We start from the raw sequence: 14,905 nt of genomic DNA, 5'->3' as shown, positions 1-14,905 counted from the left end.
GTTACCATTTGAGGACCATACCCAGGGCTTCCTGAGGCTTCTCCAGTAGCAGCCGATAGGCATCGGGTGCCTCTTCGGCGCCGAACGTGTGGGTGATGAGGCCCCGTATGTTGATCTTCCCCTCGGCCGCGTACTGCAGCATGAGGTCAATGGCCTCGCAGTTGGTAGGGTTGTAGAAGGTCAGCTGCTTCACGTGAGGGGTGTACAGATCGAGACACGTCAGTCCCGGGTAGTAGCCCTGGAAGCAGTAGCGGCCCCCGCGGCGAATCCAGTCGAAGGAGCGGTTGACGGCGTCGGCATTGGCGGAGGTGTCCACGATGACGTCGGCGCCCTCGCTCTTCTCTGCCCGGATACGCGCCTCGACGTCTTCCACCCTCGGGTCGAGCACGGTGTCGGCGCTGTACTTCAGGGCCAGGTTCCGTCTCATCTCCAGGGGCTCGAGGGCGATCACCTTCGCTCGCTTGACCCGGAGCAACTGAGCCGCGAACTGCCCCACCAAGCCCAGACCGATGACCACTACCAGGTCGCCCTCGTAGATGCCGGTCTCCTGGATGCCCCGCCAGGGGACGCCGGGCATGACTCCGAGCGAGGCTTCGTCCGCCCCCACGCCTTCAGGCACTTTGATGAGCGCGGCCGCCGGAGTGACAGCGTGGCTCACGTGTCCCGCCGACATGGGCCGGACGTCTCCGAGCAGCCGGGTGTGCCGGCTGAACACCACGTCGCCCTCGCTGAAGCCTTTCACCGCCGACCCCATCCGCTCGATGACGCCGCAGTACTGGTACCCGGTCACGAGCGGATAGGTCACGCCCTTGTACTGATTCAGCAGGATCCATCTCTCCGTGCCGATGCTGATGCCGGAGTAGAGAACGCGAATCTGTACCTCCTCCGGTCCGGGCTCCGGCAGTTCGATGTCCCACACTTCCACTTCGCCCGGCGCTGTGAACACGACCCCTCTGGCGAGCATATCTGTGCCTCCGATGCAGTGCTTCTAGCCTTCATGGGTGGGCCGCCACCGGCGGCGCTCCCCCTAGCCTTTGAGACCGGACAGGGTGATGCCCTGAACGAAGTAACGCTGGAACGCCAGGTACAGGATGAGCATGGGCAGGAACCCGACGGTGGCGGCCGCCATCATGGGGCCGTAGCTGGCGGTGAACTCCTGCTTGAACAGAGCAATGGCTACCGGCAGCACCCGCATGTCCGTGCGGCTGGTGGTGAGTAGCGGCCAGAGGAAGTTGTTCCAGGCGCCCAGGAAGACGAGCGTGGACAAGGCGGCCAGGGCCGGCTTGGTGAGCGGCAAGACGATGCGGGAGAAGATCCCGTACTCTGAGGCGCCGTCAATGCGGGCGGCATCAAGCAGTTCGCTGGGCATGCTGAGCATGAACTGACGCATGACGAACACCCCGAAGGGACTGGCGCACATGGGCAGAATGATGCCATGGAAGGTGTTGGACCAGCCGAGCCTGGCCACGAAGATGAACAGAGGGATGACGATCACCTCCCAGGGTACCATCAGGCCGCTGAGGACCAGGATGAAGAGGAGCTCCCCAGCGGGCAGGGACAGCTTGGCGAAGGCATAACCTGCCAAGGCCGAGGTGAAGACCACGATGAGAGTCACCGACGTGGCGACTATGGCGCTATTTCGAAGCGAGGTAAGGATGCCGAAGCGAGCCAGCTCCAGGTAGTTGGCCAGAGTAGGCTCAGCCGGTATGAACTGCGGCGGGAAGACGTACAGCTCGTTGCTGCGCTTCAGGGACGTGGATAGCATCCACAATAGGGGCAAGATGGAGACCAGTCCCATGCCCAACAAGAGAACGTACGTGGTAGCGTCGGCGAAGCGCTTCTGACTGCGCTTGCCCAGCGTTAGCCACCGAGCTCGACCGGGCGCCTGATGCAGGGGCCTGGCGCCGGCACTCCTGGGGAATGATCCCATTGGCTACTCCCTCAGGTCATGGTGCGTCACGGAAGCGGTCGCGTGCCCGGCCGCCACCGGCTAGAACTCCGCACTCGGGCGGAGGATCCGAAGCTGAATGATGGTGAGTACGAGGATGATGGCGAAGAGCACGAAGCTCATGGTGGCGGCATATCCCATCTTGAACGACTTGAACGCCTGCAGGTAGATGTAGTAACTGAACGTCTGAGTGGCGTACACCGGGCCGCCGTCAGTCATGACGAACACGAGGTCGAAGACCTGGAAGGCTCCGATGGCGGCCAGGATGGTGACCAGAGCCATAGTGGGCCGAAGGAGCGGCAGCGTCACATGCGAGAAGGTCTTCCACACGGAGGCCCCGTCAATGGCGGCCGCTTCGTGCAGGTCGACGGGGATGTCCTGGAGCCCCGCCAGGAAGAGCACCGCGTACCAGCCGAAGTTCTTCCACAAGCCCACCACCGCCAGTGCTGGCAGTGCCGTGGTGCGGTTGCCCAGCCAGGCCACCGTAGGCAGGCCGAGCATGCGAAGCACCGCGTTCACGATGCCGTGGTCGGGGTGGTAGATGAAGAACCAGACCACGCCCACTATGATCCAGGCGCTCAGGACGGGGATGAAGGCCAGGGCCTTGAATATGAACTGACCGCTAATCCTGCGGTTAAGCAGCACGGCCGAGGTCAGGCCGGCCACCACCACGCTGGGCACGTACATCAGGGAGAAGAAGACGGTGACCCGCAGGGCATTCCAGAAGAGCTTGTCGGAGAAGATGCGACGATAGTTGGCCAGCCCGGCCCACTCGGGCGGCCGCATGGTGGTCCAGTGGTTGAAGGTGACGTAGAAGGCGAACGCCACCTGCAAACCGAGGAAGAGGACGAACAGCAGCAGCGCCGGGGAGGCGAACGTCAGGCCTATGAGAGACAGGCGACGCCTCTGACTAAGCCCCCTGCGCCTACTGCGGGTGCCAGATACGGCCATGAGTACAACTCCTCACACCCGAACGACAGGTTGCCACTCCGAAAGACTGCAGCCGAGCCGTGGCGGAGCGGCGCCGGTCCAGCTGCCGGCGCCGCTCCGATCAGGTCCGGACCTGGCCGGAACTCAGGATTCCCGCTAGGCGAGGCCAAGAACGTCGCGGTTGATCTTTTCCACGGCGTCTTGGATCGCCTCCTCCGGGGTCATCACGTGGCCGTAGACTGCCTGAATGGCTGGATCTATGACTGCCCAGATGTCCCAGAGACGCGGGTGCTTCTCCACATTGCCGTACTGAGCCTCCTCCAGCGCCGCCTGATAGATAGGCTCGGCGCCTTGCTGGTACTCGGCGAAGAGGGACTGGCGCGGGGGCACGAAGCCGAACTTCTCCTGGTACTCCAGGTTCCCGTCCCGGGTCAGAAAGTCAATCCACTTCCAGGCCGCATCCTTGTTCTTGCTGGCCATCCAGATGCCATAGCAGCCCACGCCGCCGTGAGTCCAGCGGCGCTGGTTCTGCTGCGTGTGCCCCACCCAGAAGTCCAGGTCAGGGTAGTCCTGCTGCATCAGCTTGATCACGTGCAGCTCGTTGTTGTGATCGTAGGCGATGTCGGCTCGGCCGAACCGGTCGCGAACGTCGGCGCCATTGGAACCGATGTCGGCCGGGTTGACGTAGTTGTCGAACAGGTGCGAGGCCCAGGTCATGGCCTCGATCCCGGCGTCGGTGTCGAAGCCGGAACGGCCGTCCTCCCGCAGCAGTTTGCCCCCTGATTGATAGAACCAGGGGTTGAAGTTGCGTAGTATCTGGGCGCCGGTGGATAGGCCCTCAAGGGCGAAGGGCCAGGCCTCGATCTGGCCGCTCTCTTTGGCCTCTTTCAGAGTGCCGAAGGTCTCCTCCAGTTCTTGCCACGTAATGGGCGACCAATCCGGGTCCAGACCCACGGTCTCCCAGATCTCGCGGTTGTAGTAGGCCACCCGGAAGGCGTAGAGCACCGGCATCTCGTACAAGTGGCCTTCCCAGTCTGTGGCATTGCGGGGCCCAGGGAGGAGATCATCCAGGTCCTCGGGGGTGATGTACTCGTCCAGGGAGGCCAGCGCCCCCTCAACCACGTAGGTGGTGAACTCGTCCACGTTGAGGTAGGAGATGTCAGGCGACGTGCCGGCCGCGGCGGCGGACATCTTGCGCTCGATTCGGCCCTGCCAAGGGACGATCTCGATGCTGATCTGGATCTCGGGGTAGGTTGCATGGAAGCGATCCATCAGCCCCTGGAACTTGATCTCATCGTCGCCCAGGGGGTGCACCCAATGCACCAACTGGATCTCGGTGGCGGCTGGAGGTGCCGCCGGTGGCTGGGTGGCAGCAGCTGAAGTAGGCTCTGCCTCCTGTGGAGCTGCCGGTGTGGTGGCGCCGGAGCATGCCGCCAAGGCGGTGTAACCCAGGATGCCCGCTCCGAGCCGGACGAAGTGCCTGCGCGACAGTCTCATCTCTACCTCCTGATGTGACCGGGAATGACTCACCATCCCGGAGTTGCCCTCACGTTCAGCATGTGGTTGTGCATCACCTCCTTCCAAGACAGCAGTTACCGTCAGCGCAACTGACCAGCGGCGGCCGGGTGACAGGCTACGAAGTGACTGGGGGAGACCATGACTAGCTCCGGCTCCGACGCGCCGCAGTCGGCGCTGGCAATGGGACAGCGGGTGCGGAAACGACACCCTGAGGGCGGGTTGATGGGGCTGGGGACTTCCCCCTCAAGGATGATTCGCGCCCGCCGTTGCTTCGCTCCCACCGACACCACCGGTACTGCCGAGAGCAAGGCGCGGGTGTACGGGTGCAGGGGGTTCTCGTACAGCTCATCGGTATCGGCCAGCTCCACGATCTGGCCCAGGTACATCACTGCCACCCGATCGCTGATGTGGCGCACTACTCGCAGGTCGTGGGAGATGAATAGATAAGTGAGGTTCAGCCGCTCCTGCAGGTCCTCGAGCAGGTTGATGATCTGGGCCTGTATGGAGATGTCCAGGGCCGAGACCGGCTCGTCGCAAACGATGAAGTCCGGGTCCAGGGACAGCGCCCGAGCCACCCCAATGCGCTGCTGCTGGCCTCCGCTGAACTCGTGCGGATAGCGGTTGATGAACGAGGGGTTCAACCCCACCAGGCGCAGCAGCTCCTCCACCCGCTCCCGCACCTGCGGGCCGGTAGCGATACCGTGCTCCCGGATGGGCTCTCCCACCGCTGTGCCGATCGTCATGCGGGGGTTGAGGGAAGACAGGGGATCCTGGAATATAATCTGCATGTGGCGTCGCAGGGACCTGAGCTCCTCCCTATCCAGGCGAAGCAAGCTCCTGCCCTGGAAGATCACCTCCCCCGCGGTGGGGCGATAGAGCAGCAGGATTGCTCGACCCAGGGTCGACTTGCCGCAACCGCTCTCCCCTACCAGACCGAGTGTCTCCCCCTTGCGTATCTGGAGGCTGACCCCGTCTACGGCCTGAACCGTCTGGTGCTTGCCAAATCCCAGGAGACCGCCGCTCCCCACATGGAAGTGCATCTTCAGGGCGCGTGTCTCCAGTACGTACTCTGCGCCGTTGCCGGCTGACTCACCCATCCCCATTCCTCGAGCTGTAGATCGAAACAGTGCTCATCGTCGGCTCCCGGTCACTGCTGGTCGTTCCTGCGCGGGAAGTGGCAGGCGGCGTAGTGCTCTGGGGCCATCTGCTCCAGTGAGGGCTGCACTTCCTCGCAGACTGCCCCGGCGTACTGGCAACGAGGCCGGAAAGGACATCCGGAAGGGACCCGAGAGAGGTCTGGTGGAAGGCCACGAATGGCCTCTAGCCGGCGACCGGACCGCCTCTCCATGGTAGGAATGGATCGCAGCAGAGCGGCGGTGTAACGGTGTGCGGGGTCGCTAAGCACCACCTCCAGAGGGCCGAACTCCACCACCCGACCGGCGTACATGACCGTGACCCGGTCGCACAGCTCCGCCACCACCCCGAGATCGTGGGTGATCCAGAGGATGGCCATGCCCATCTCCTTCTGCAGCTCCTGCACCAGGTCCAGGAATTGGGCCTGAACCGTCACGTCCAGAGCTGTGGTCGGCTCATCGGCGATGAGCAGGCTCGGTTGGCAGGCAAGGGCAATGGCGATCATCACTCTCTGCCGCATACCTCCACTGAACTGATGGGGGTAGTCCTGGATGCGCCTATCCGGCGCAGGTACGCCCACGCGGCCCAGCAGCTCCACCGCTCTCTGGGTAGCATCCTCTCGAGTGAGCCCCAGGTGAAGCTCCATCGGCTCGGCCACCTGCCGCCCCACCTTCATGGTGGGGTCCAGCGAAGTCATGGGGTCCTGGAAGATCATGCTCAGCTTGGTGCTGCGCCGCCGAAGCATCTCGCGGTGGCTGAGGGCGAGCAGGTCCTCGCCGTCCAGCATCACCTTGCCCCCCACGATCTTTCCCGGCGGGCTCGGGACCAGACGCATCATGGAGAGGGCGGTCATGGTCTTGCCGCTGCCGCTCTCGCCCACCAGGCCCATGGTCTCTCCCGGCCGCAGGTAGAAGCTCACACCGTCAACTGCCTTTATGAGCCCTTCCCGAGTGTAGAGATGAGTCTGCAAGTCCTGTACGTCTAGCAAGTGATCTTGCATGCGTCTTCTCGCTTCTGGGCTAGCGCAAGCGCGGGTTCAGGGCGTCGTTGAGCCCATCGCCGAGGAAGTTGAAGGCGAATATCACCACCGCCAGTGTCAGACCAGGCGCCAGGACGAGGTGGGGAGCGTATCGCCACCGGCCCAGGCTCTCGGATATCATGCGGCCCCAGCTGGCCCCGGGCGGCTGAATGCCGATGCCCAGGTAGCTCAGAGACGACTCGGAGAGCATGGCGCCGCCGAAGCCTACGGTAACGCTTACCACGATGGGCCCCAGGGCATTGGGGATGAGGTGCCTGGCCAGAACCCCCCGAGTGCTGATGCCTAATGCCCTCGCCGCCATGACGAAGTCGCGGCTCCGCAGCGACAGGATCTGGCCTCGGATGAGCCGCGCCATCCCTGGCCAACCGACCAGAGACAGGGCCCCGAAGACGATGATGTAATCTATGATCACGGTGTTACTGAGGAACGGGAGTCCGGTTGACTTCCCCAGGTCCTCCAGCGCAGCCTGCACCGGCGTCTTGACGGTGGCGTTCACGAAGATAGCCAGCAGGAGGTGAGGGAACGACATGAGGATGTCTATGATGCGGGAGATGACCGTATCTACCCACCCTCCCAGGTAGGCGGCCATAGCCCCTAGCAGCACCCCCAGCGAGGTGCTGATGAGGCTGGTGAGGGTGGCCACCAAGACCGCTGTCCGGGCTCCGTGCAGGATGCGGGTGAGCAAGTCCCGCCCCAGTTGGTCGGTCCCCAGCCAGTGCCGGGCGCTGGGGGGTTCCTCTATGCGATCCAGGTGGGTCTGGTTATACCCGTAAGGTGCCAGTGCCGGACCAAAGATGGCGATGAACACCAGCAACAGGGCAATGACCAGGCCCAGGACGGCCAGCTTGTTACGGCGCAAGCGATCCCAGGCATCGAGCCAGAGGTTGCGCTCTTCCAGCTGCTCGAACTCGAAGTCAGCCAGGGTGGCGCCGTCGCTCGGCTGTACTGCTCTTACTCCTTCTTCTGTCACTGATCCTCCGCTGCTCGTGGTTGCTCAGCCTCGGCCGCTCCCTCCGGCCTCATTCATAGGTGACGCGCGGGTCCAGCAGACCGTAGATGATATCCACGATCAAGTTGGATCCCATGATGATGAAGGCTGACACCATGGTGCAGGCCAGGAGCACAGGGTAGTCGCGCGTTTGTAGCCCGCTGAACATCAGGCCGCCGAAGCCGGGTATGCCGAAGATGCTCTCCACGAAGAGAGCCCCTACGATGAGGTAGCCCAACGTCATGCCTACCGAGGTGACCACCGGGGTGAGGGCGTTGCGCAAGACGTGACGCACGATGACCATGCGCTCCGTCAGGCCGATGGCGCGGGCCGTGCGGATGTACTCCTGCGTCAACGTCTCCACCACGCCCATCCGCGTCAGACGCACGATACCCAGGGTGGGGCCGATGGCGAGCACTATCACCGGAATGATGGAGTTGGAGGTGAAGAGGCCTTTCCAGCCCAACCCTACGGGGGTCAGCTTGAGTTTGAGGGCGAGCACAATCATGAGCAAAGGCGCCATCACGAACACAGGCACCGAGGAGAGTGCCAGGAAGGTGGAAAGAATAGCGTAATCGGTACGCGTGTTTTGCCGCATGGCGGCCAGTATCCCCAGCGGCACTCCCACCAAGACAGACAGGGACACTGCTGCCACCCCCAGCTGGGCGGAGATCGGCAGCCGCTGAGCGATTAGGGCGTTGATCTTGAGGTTGGTGCGCATGGAATGCCCGAAGTCGCCCTGAAGCACGCGCAGAAACCACTCGCCAAACTGAACCACGAACGGGCGGTTGAGCCCAAGCGATTCGCGCAGCCGCAGGTAGGTCTCAACATCGAGGTTCTGAAAACCCATGTTGGCCAGGAGAGCCATGGCCGGATCCCCGGGGCCGTAGAAAGCCAAGGTGAAGGTGATCACGCCGACCACGATGAGCGTGGGCCAGATGAGCAAGAAACGGCGCAAGGCGTATTTGAGCATCCCGCCTCCACTGCTGGACCCGGCTCTGAGCCCGGTCCGGTGCTGATTGGAGTCTCTTCTGCCGACATCTGGGGTTGGGTGCCGGAACCTGCTCCGGCACCCAACCGGGCGTGTAGCTTGGGCAGCTAGTGCTTAGCGATCCAAGCGCGATCGAACAGCTTACCCCACTGCGGGGTGATCTCGAGATCCCTCACCCAGGGCTGGGCTGCCACGAAGAAGAGCGGGTAGTACTGAGGCACTTCGATGGCCCACTTCTCTCGGAGATACTCCCACTCCTGGTACATGGCCAGGCGCTTCTCCTGGTCGAGTTCGACGGCTGCCTCCTTCCAGAGCTGAGTGAAGCGGGCGTCGTCGTCGGGGTCCTCGATATGAGCCATGGCGGGAATATCGCTCTTCTTGGTCCAGTTGTCGGTCATTAGCCAGTAGTACTGACCGGCGGGGTCGTACATGGACATCACGTTGCCGACCCAGGCGTCAATGTCGGCGTACAGCAGGCCGCGAGCATTGGTGCGCACGTTCTGGAGGCTTTCTTTGATGCCCTCCATCTCGAACTCGGTCTGCTGCAGCTTCACCTCTACGCCCAGGTTGTTCAGCCACTGATCCACGTAGGCTTCATAGAGGCGCCCTGCGGTGCCCTGGGCGAAGGCCTGGGTGAAGGCCAGACGGATGGGAAGGTTGCCCGACATGATGTCATCGTAGTATCGCGATTGCTTCAGCTCCTCCACCGCGCCCGCCGGGTCGTAGGCCATAAAGACCTCGTCGTAGTTAGGGGGCATTTCCCATCCCGGGGTGTAGTCGGGGATGTAGGTGGGGGAGAACTTGGCCGTGCCCCGGAAGACCGCCTCTACCGTTTTCTCCCGGTCAATGGCCTTGATCAAGGCCCGCCGGACGTGAACGTCGTCAATCGGGGGCAGGCTCACGAACCAGGTGTAGTTGATGACCGCGCTGGGAACGCTCATCAGCTCGGCGTGGCGTGGATGCTCCGGCTTGGCGAACTCCAGCGCATCGGCTTCGGCCAGTTGGGCCACGTCCAGTTCGGCGTTCTCATAGGCGATGAGCCGGGTCTGTGCGTCCGCGATCATCCGGAGGGTGACTTCCTTGAGCAGGGGCGGGTCGCCTCCGGCGTAGTGCGGGTTGGGCACGAGCACTCGGTACTGGTCCGTTACGTGGGACTGCTGCATGAAGGGGCCGGAGGTCACCGGATTCTCGTACCACACCACGTCGGGGGTGCCGGCCTCGACGTTCTCCCGCTTCACGCACTGGCTGCCGTTGTAGGCCATCTTGCCCATGAACAGGTTCTCTGGCACCACGTGGGCCAGGCGTACGGCGAGGGTGAAGTCGTCCACCGCCGTTATGGCGTCGGCGTACTGCTCTTCCCACTGCTCCGCGGTGAGCTCGGCATCGCGTAGCTGTTGTACCCCGTCAATGTCGCTGCACATCATGTGAGCGAAGGTGGCGGTGGTTCCAGACCGGCCGGCGGCTACCTCAGCGGCATGGAAGTCAGGGTCAAGGTGCTTGATCGAGCGCTTCATCGAGTACTCGAAGTCCTTGGCCGTGATATCGGAGCCGTCGGAGAACTTCATGCCCTTGCGAATGTAGAAGGTCCACGTCATGGTGGACTCGTCGAAGGACCATTTCTCTGCCCCCCAGGGGAAGAGGTTCAGGTCCTTGTCCATGCCGACCAAGGTGCACCAGAGGGCGGGCTTGAGCCCGGAGTTGGCGAACCAGTGGCCCATTGACATGGGGTCGAAGTTACCCTCTCCAGGGCCGTCCATGACCAGCCGCTGGGTGGCCGACATCTCTCCCGCCTCGGGAGTGGCGGTCACCACCCTCTCGACGATCTGCTGCGTGGGAACGATGACCGTCTCTTTGACGATCTCTTTGACTATGGTCGTTACTTCCTTCTCCACGACTTGGGTGACGACCTTCTCCACCTCTACCACTTGCGGCGTCCCGGCGCCGCAGGCGGCCAGTACCATGCTTCCGGCGGTGGCGGCACCGGCCAACATGAAATGCCTGCGCGTAAGGCGTCTCGAAGAACGGTTCATGTATCCCTCCCCCATTCAGTGTGACAGGCGGTAGTCCTGGTATCGGAATACGTCACTGTCGCCGATGTCGTGGACTGCTATCACCTCCTTCGTCCTGGTGGGCGACCCGCCAGGATCGGCGGGTCCTGGGCCTATGCCGTCGTGGGCAACCGAGCCGGTGCTGCCGAGGAAGAGCGCACTACCAGCCTGCCGGGCAGTACCACTTCCTGGCGGTCCTTGGGGCGGCGCTCCCCTCTCATCCGCTCCAACAGCAACCGGGCAGCACTGCGACCCATCTCGTAGTCTGGCTGGGCCAATACCGTCATTCTGGACGCCAGCGCGGGCACGAAGGGCACGTCGTCGAAGCTGACCATGGAGAGGTCCTCAGGGACGCGGAGGCCCGCCTCGCGGATGGCGTCGTACGCGCCGGCGGCCAGGCGGTTGTTGCAGGTGACGATAGCGGTCGGCGGCGAGCTGAGGCGCAGAAGGCGGCGGCAATTGCGCAGGCCCGAATCGGAGGTGAACTGCCCGAAACGGATCAGGCTCTGATCCTGGGGGAGGCCCGCCTCTCCCAGGGCCAGGCGGTAGCCTGTCACCCGGTCTTCTGCGGTGGCATCGCCGTGAGGACCGGAGATGATTCCGATCCTGCGGTGGCCCAGGCTGAGGAGATGATCCGTGAGCCGGCGGGCACCGTCCACGCTGTCGCAGTAGACGTTGTCGGCGAAGGGCAAGGGATAGCGCCAATCTACGATTACTAGAGCCACGCCCTGGCGCACCAGGCGTTTGAGGTCGGTGAGGGTGTTGCGCGCCGGGGCGATGATCATGCCCCCTATGCCGGCAGCGATCACCCGATCCACGTATTGGCGCTGTTTGGCCTTGCCTCGGTCCGCGTTCCCCAGGAGCAGGGAGTATCCTTGTTCCTGGACGAAGTCTTCCACTCCTCGGGTAAGGGCGGCGAAGAAGGGGTTCGAGACGTCGGAGATGATGAGAGCTACGGCATTGCTCGGCTTTCCCTTCATGGCCCGGGCGTACGAGCGGGGCGTGTAGCCGAGCTTGGCCACGGCGGCCAGAACCCGCTCGCGGGTCTCGTCGGTCACGTGCGGGCTGCGGTTGAGCACGCGAGAGACGGTGCTCTCGGACACGCCGGCATGCTTTGCCACGTCATGTATGGTGACCAAAGGCTAGCTCACTCCGTCCCCCGATCGAACCACAGCGAGCTATGTGCAAACGATTCCACATGGAAACGATGCCACGCAATTCTACAAGGTGGGATGTCCCCTGTCAATACCGTGGCGAAAACGTGGGGTGAGGGTCAATGGAGGTGCGGGGCCCCGGGCCGTGCCATGGCGCCCGCGGGCCGATCTCATCCTCGATCCGGCGCGGATCGAAGTGGAGCAGGCGTCCTATGCCTTAACCAGTGACTGGAGGTAGCGGAAGCAGAGCGGCCCGGCACCGCCTGCATCCTGATCACCAGGTTCCTCTTCCGAATCGCCGCCCGCGGTCGCGGTGCGAGGCCGTGAATGACCGGCGTTCCCACAGGAGATCCGGTGCTGGTAAGCGCGGCGCTATGCCGACTCAGTAGCCCATCTGGACCAGGAACTGCCGGCTGAGCCGTGCGCTCTCCAGTGGTGTGGTGCTGGAGCGGTCAAGCTCCACGCTGTACCACCCTCGATACCCGACACTGCGGCAGGCTGCCATCACTCCTGCCAGGTCCACCTCTCCCCGACCCAGCTCCAGCAACTCGTCGGTGGCAGCCCGATAGTCCTTCAGATGCAGGTGCTTGAGCCGATCCCCGAAGCGCCCGATCGCCGCAACCGGATCGCTGCCTGCCTGCTGGAGGTGAGCTGTGTCCGCGGTGACACCCACCGAATCCGGCACCATGTCCAGCAGCATCAGGGCCTCCTCGGTGGTCCCGGTGATGGCGCCCGGGTGGGTGTGTTGTGCCAGTTCCATCCCATACCGCGCGGCGTACCCCGCCAACTGACCAAGGGCACGAGCGTACGGCTCCACGTCGCGCTTCTCCACTGGACGACCCTTGGGGCGGGTCCCACCGCCTACCATCAGAACCGTCACGCCGAAGCGAGCGGCGTAATCCACTCGCTGACGTGCGTCCGGTGCCAGGGTGGGTACTACCAGGGTGGCTAGAGCCAGGTTCAGGTCGGCCAGCAACTCCCGGAGGTCTTCGGGGTCGCCCAGAAAGGCAAGCGAACTGCCGAGCTCGGCTCCATCGTAACCCGCCTGCTTGATTTCCGCTAGGATCTCCCTCAGCGAGTACTCTCGCGCAGCGCCGGTCCAGGTGCCGTCCCAGCAGCTGAAGCGCGGTTCAGTCCCAGGACATACCATCGCTCTCGCCCCTTTGCACCGCTATGGCATCGGCAATCATCTGGCGGATGCCCCACCGAGGCTTATAGCCGATCAGCGACCTAGCTTTGGTGATGGACAGGTCGAAGACCCAGCGCACCGGCACTTGCCACTTCACCACCGGCATTCCGATGGCCTCGGAAAGCGCCTCCGCCGCTTCGGTGTAGTAGATGGGCTCAGGTGCAGCGGCGTTGAAGGCCTCGCCCACGGCCGCCGGGCTTTCCAGGGCGCAGACACAGGCGTGAGCCACGTCCCGTGCGTCTGCCAGCCGGTACATCCACGGCCGCCCTTGGGTATCGGTGATGGCACACGGCTGCCGGTCGGACTCGGCCGCTGCGTCCAGAGCGTGCCAAAGCTCCGTTCCGTCGGCCATGTACAGCTCCCCCTCGGGCGTCGCCTGACCGACGCGCAGCATCTTGGAGACAAAGCCAACGGTCCATCGGCCCAAGACGGCCGTGCCGGACACGATGCCCGAGGGCCGGATGAAGGCCACCGGCAGGCCCGTCTCGCGGCTGGTAGCACTCAGGATGTGCTCTCCTATGAGCTTGCTCAGCGCGTAGACCCCCCGCGGCCGCAGAGGATGGGCCTCATCTATGGGGCTGTAGCATGGTCTCAGCTGCTGGCTGTCGTTGGGGTAGACGGCGGAGGAGCTGATGTGTACGAAACGCTGAAGCCGGTCAGCCACGCGCGCGGCAGCCCGAGCCATGTGGAAGGTGGTGCGAACGTTGTTGTCGAAGAACTGGCTCTCCGACATGCCGGGCAGCGGCCCCACCAGGTTGGCCGTGTGCACCACGGCGTCTACGCCAGCCACGGCCTTCTCTGCCGTCTCGGGATCCATCAGGTCGCCGGCAACGACCTCGATCTCGAGCCCGTCCAGGCGACTTCGGGCCGGGTCGTCCGGCAGGATGAGGCCCCTGACCTCGTGATCACGGGCCAGCAGTTGTCGCACCAGCCGCGAGCCGACCTGGCCCGCGGCCCCGGTCACCAGAACCCTTGCCATCAGCGTGCCTCCTCGTCTCGTAGTGTGTTCGCCAGCGGGCTTACCCGGCCGTGCCCGCCGAGTGCATCGCCCTTGCGGTCAGGCCTTGATGCCAGTGAGCGTGACCCCCTGGATGAAGTACTTCTGGGCGGAGAAGTAAAGGACGAGAATGGGCATGACGGTCACAGTGGAGACTGCCATCAGGTGGTGTAGAGACGTGCCGTACTGGGTGCTCCGCATCAGGTTCAACCCCACTGCGAGGGTGTAGAGCTCGGTCCTATTGAGGTATATCAACGGACCCAGGAAGTTGTTCCAGTTGCCCACGAAGGTGAAGATAGCCACCGCCGCCAGGGCCGGCTTCGAGAGCGGCAAGATGATGCGGCCGAAGATGCCCCAGCTGGAACAACCGTCAATAGTGGCGGCATCGTCCAGGTCGAATGGGATACCCATGAAGAACTGGCGGAGCAGGAATATGTAGAACGGGGTGCCGAACCAGGCCGGAAGCATGAGCGGGGTGAAGTTGTTGGTCAGCCCCAGCTCGGACCACATTATGAAAGTGGGTATCATGGTCACTTCGAAGGGCACCATCATGGTGGCCAGTACGAGGAGGAAAAGAGGGTCACGCAGGCGCGCCCGCAGCCGAGCGAAGCTGTAAGCGACAACGGCGGAGGAAGCAACTGTGGCGATCACGTTGTGGAAGGTGATGATACAGGTATTGCGCAGGAAGAGGGTGAAAGGGAGTAGAGTCCAAGCCGTGCGGTAATTCTCCCAGTGCAACGCGCTGGGGATCAGCTTGGGAGGGAATAGGTAGACTTCCTTTGGATCCTTCAGAGAAGTGGACACCATCCACAGGAAAGGTGCCAGGAACCCGACCGCGCCGACCACCAGCAGGAGGAAGAGAATGGTGGAACGCGCCGCCCTCCGCAGTTGTTTGCTGGCGCCGTGCTGCCTTCGCGCCGGCACTGGTGCGGCCAGAACACTGTGGCCCTGTGTCAGCTCAGACATGGT

13 protein-coding genes are annotated in these 14,905 nt (G+C 63.5%); all 13 read right to left on the bottom strand.

Annotated features, from left to right (window positions below; all coding sequences use genetic code 11):
- Position 1: 1 nt before the first annotated feature.
- Complete coding sequence (locus HPY83_11285; GenBank protein NPV08527.1) at positions 2-964, bottom strand: zinc-binding alcohol dehydrogenase; 963 nt, start codon at positions 962-964, stop codon at positions 2-4.
- A gap of 63 nt (positions 965-1,027) precedes the next feature.
- A complete protein-coding gene (locus HPY83_11280; protein NPV08526.1) occupies positions 1,028-1,930 on the bottom strand; it encodes a carbohydrate ABC transporter permease in 903 nt (300 codons plus the stop codon).
- A 60-nt stretch (positions 1,931-1,990) separates the two neighbouring features.
- On the bottom strand, positions 1,991-2,899 hold the full coding sequence (locus HPY83_11275; protein ID NPV08525.1) for a sugar ABC transporter permease: 909 nt from the start codon (positions 2,897-2,899) through the stop codon (positions 1,991-1,993).
- A gap of 135 nt (positions 2,900-3,034) precedes the next feature.
- The gene (locus tag HPY83_11270; protein ID NPV08524.1) at positions 3,035-4,375 is read right to left on the bottom strand and encodes a sugar ABC transporter substrate-binding protein; all 1,341 of its coding nucleotides are present in this window, start codon (positions 4,373-4,375) and stop codon (positions 3,035-3,037) included.
- A gap of 101 nt (positions 4,376-4,476) precedes the next feature.
- Complete coding sequence (locus HPY83_11265; protein ID NPV08523.1) at positions 4,477-5,493, bottom strand: ATP-binding cassette domain-containing protein; 1,017 nt, start codon at positions 5,491-5,493, stop codon at positions 4,477-4,479.
- A gap of 50 nt (positions 5,494-5,543) precedes the next feature.
- Positions 5,544-6,530 carry an ABC transporter ATP-binding protein gene (locus HPY83_11260; protein NPV08522.1) on the bottom strand — a complete coding sequence of 329 codons (987 nt, stop codon included), beginning with the start codon at positions 6,528-6,530 and terminating at the stop codon, positions 5,544-5,546.
- A 19-nt stretch (positions 6,531-6,549) separates the two neighbouring features.
- The gene (locus tag HPY83_11255) at positions 6,550-7,467 is read right to left on the bottom strand and encodes an ABC transporter permease (protein ID NPV08521.1); all 918 of its coding nucleotides are present in this window, start codon (positions 7,465-7,467) and stop codon (positions 6,550-6,552) included.
- Positions 7,468-7,588: 121 nt separating this feature from the next.
- A complete protein-coding gene (locus HPY83_11250; protein ID NPV08520.1) occupies positions 7,589-8,530 on the bottom strand; it encodes an ABC transporter permease in 942 nt (313 codons plus the stop codon).
- Between the two features lie 125 nt (positions 8,531-8,655).
- Positions 8,656-10,578: a hypothetical protein gene (locus HPY83_11245; GenBank protein NPV08519.1), complete on the bottom strand. Its 1,923-nt coding sequence runs from the start codon at positions 10,576-10,578 to the stop codon at positions 8,656-8,658.
- A gap of 131 nt (positions 10,579-10,709) precedes the next feature.
- Positions 10,710-11,735, bottom strand: coding sequence for a LacI family DNA-binding transcriptional regulator (locus HPY83_11240; GenBank protein ID NPV08518.1), 1,026 nt, complete (start codon positions 11,733-11,735; stop codon positions 10,710-10,712).
- 397 nt (positions 11,736-12,132) lie between these two features.
- Positions 12,133-12,900 (bottom strand): sugar phosphate isomerase/epimerase, encoded by a 768-nt coding sequence (locus tag HPY83_11235; GenBank protein NPV08517.1) that lies wholly within the window; start codon positions 12,898-12,900, stop codon positions 12,133-12,135.
- Positions 12,881-13,918 (bottom strand): NAD(P)-dependent oxidoreductase, encoded by a 1,038-nt coding sequence (locus HPY83_11230; protein NPV08516.1) that lies wholly within the window; start codon positions 13,916-13,918, stop codon positions 12,881-12,883. Before HPY83_11230 ends, HPY83_11235 begins: the two co-directional genes overlap by 20 nt.
- A 78-nt stretch (positions 13,919-13,996) precedes the next feature.
- Positions 13,997-14,902, bottom strand: coding sequence for a carbohydrate ABC transporter permease (locus tag HPY83_11225; protein NPV08515.1), 906 nt, complete (start codon positions 14,900-14,902; stop codon positions 13,997-13,999).
- Positions 14,903-14,905 lie beyond the last annotated feature (3 nt).

Source organism: Anaerolineae bacterium, assembly GCA_013178015.1.
GTDB lineage: Bacteria > Chloroflexota > Anaerolineae > DRVO01 > DRVO01 > Ch71.
This window is presented reverse-complemented; position numbering and strand designations above follow the sequence as displayed.

Coding starts and splice junctions, on each gene's coding strand:
- HPY83_11280 (NPV08526.1), bottom strand. CDS start 1,930: ATGGGATCATTCCCCAGGAGTGCCGGCGCCAGGCCCCTGCATCAGGCG.
- HPY83_11235 (NPV08517.1), bottom strand. CDS start 12,900: ATGGTATGTCCTGGGACTGAACCGCGCTTCAGCTGCTGGGACGGCACC.
- HPY83_11270 (NPV08524.1), bottom strand. CDS start 4,375: ATGAGACTGTCGCGCAGGCACTTCGTCCGGCTCGGAGCGGGCATCCTG.
- HPY83_11260 (NPV08522.1), bottom strand. CDS start 6,530: ATGCAAGATCACTTGCTAGACGTACAGGACTTGCAGACTCATCTCTAC.
- HPY83_11285 (NPV08527.1), bottom strand. CDS start 964: ATGCTCGCCAGAGGGGTCGTGTTCACAGCGCCGGGCGAAGTGGAAGTG.
- HPY83_11245 (NPV08519.1), bottom strand. CDS start 10,578: ATGAACCGTTCTTCGAGACGCCTTACGCGCAGGCATTTCATGTTGGCC.
- HPY83_11275 (NPV08525.1), bottom strand. CDS start 2,899: ATGGCCGTATCTGGCACCCGCAGTAGGCGCAGGGGGCTTAGTCAGAGG.
- HPY83_11265 (NPV08523.1), bottom strand. CDS start 5,493: ATGGGTGAGTCAGCCGGCAACGGCGCAGAGTACGTACTGGAGACACGC.
- HPY83_11230 (NPV08516.1), bottom strand. CDS start 13,918: ATGGCAAGGGTTCTGGTGACCGGGGCCGCGGGCCAGGTCGGCTCGCGG.
- HPY83_11225 (NPV08515.1), bottom strand. CDS start 14,902: ATGTCTGAGCTGACACAGGGCCACAGTGTTCTGGCCGCACCAGTGCCG.
- HPY83_11250 (NPV08520.1), bottom strand. CDS start 8,530: ATGCTCAAATACGCCTTGCGCCGTTTCTTGCTCATCTGGCCCACGCTC.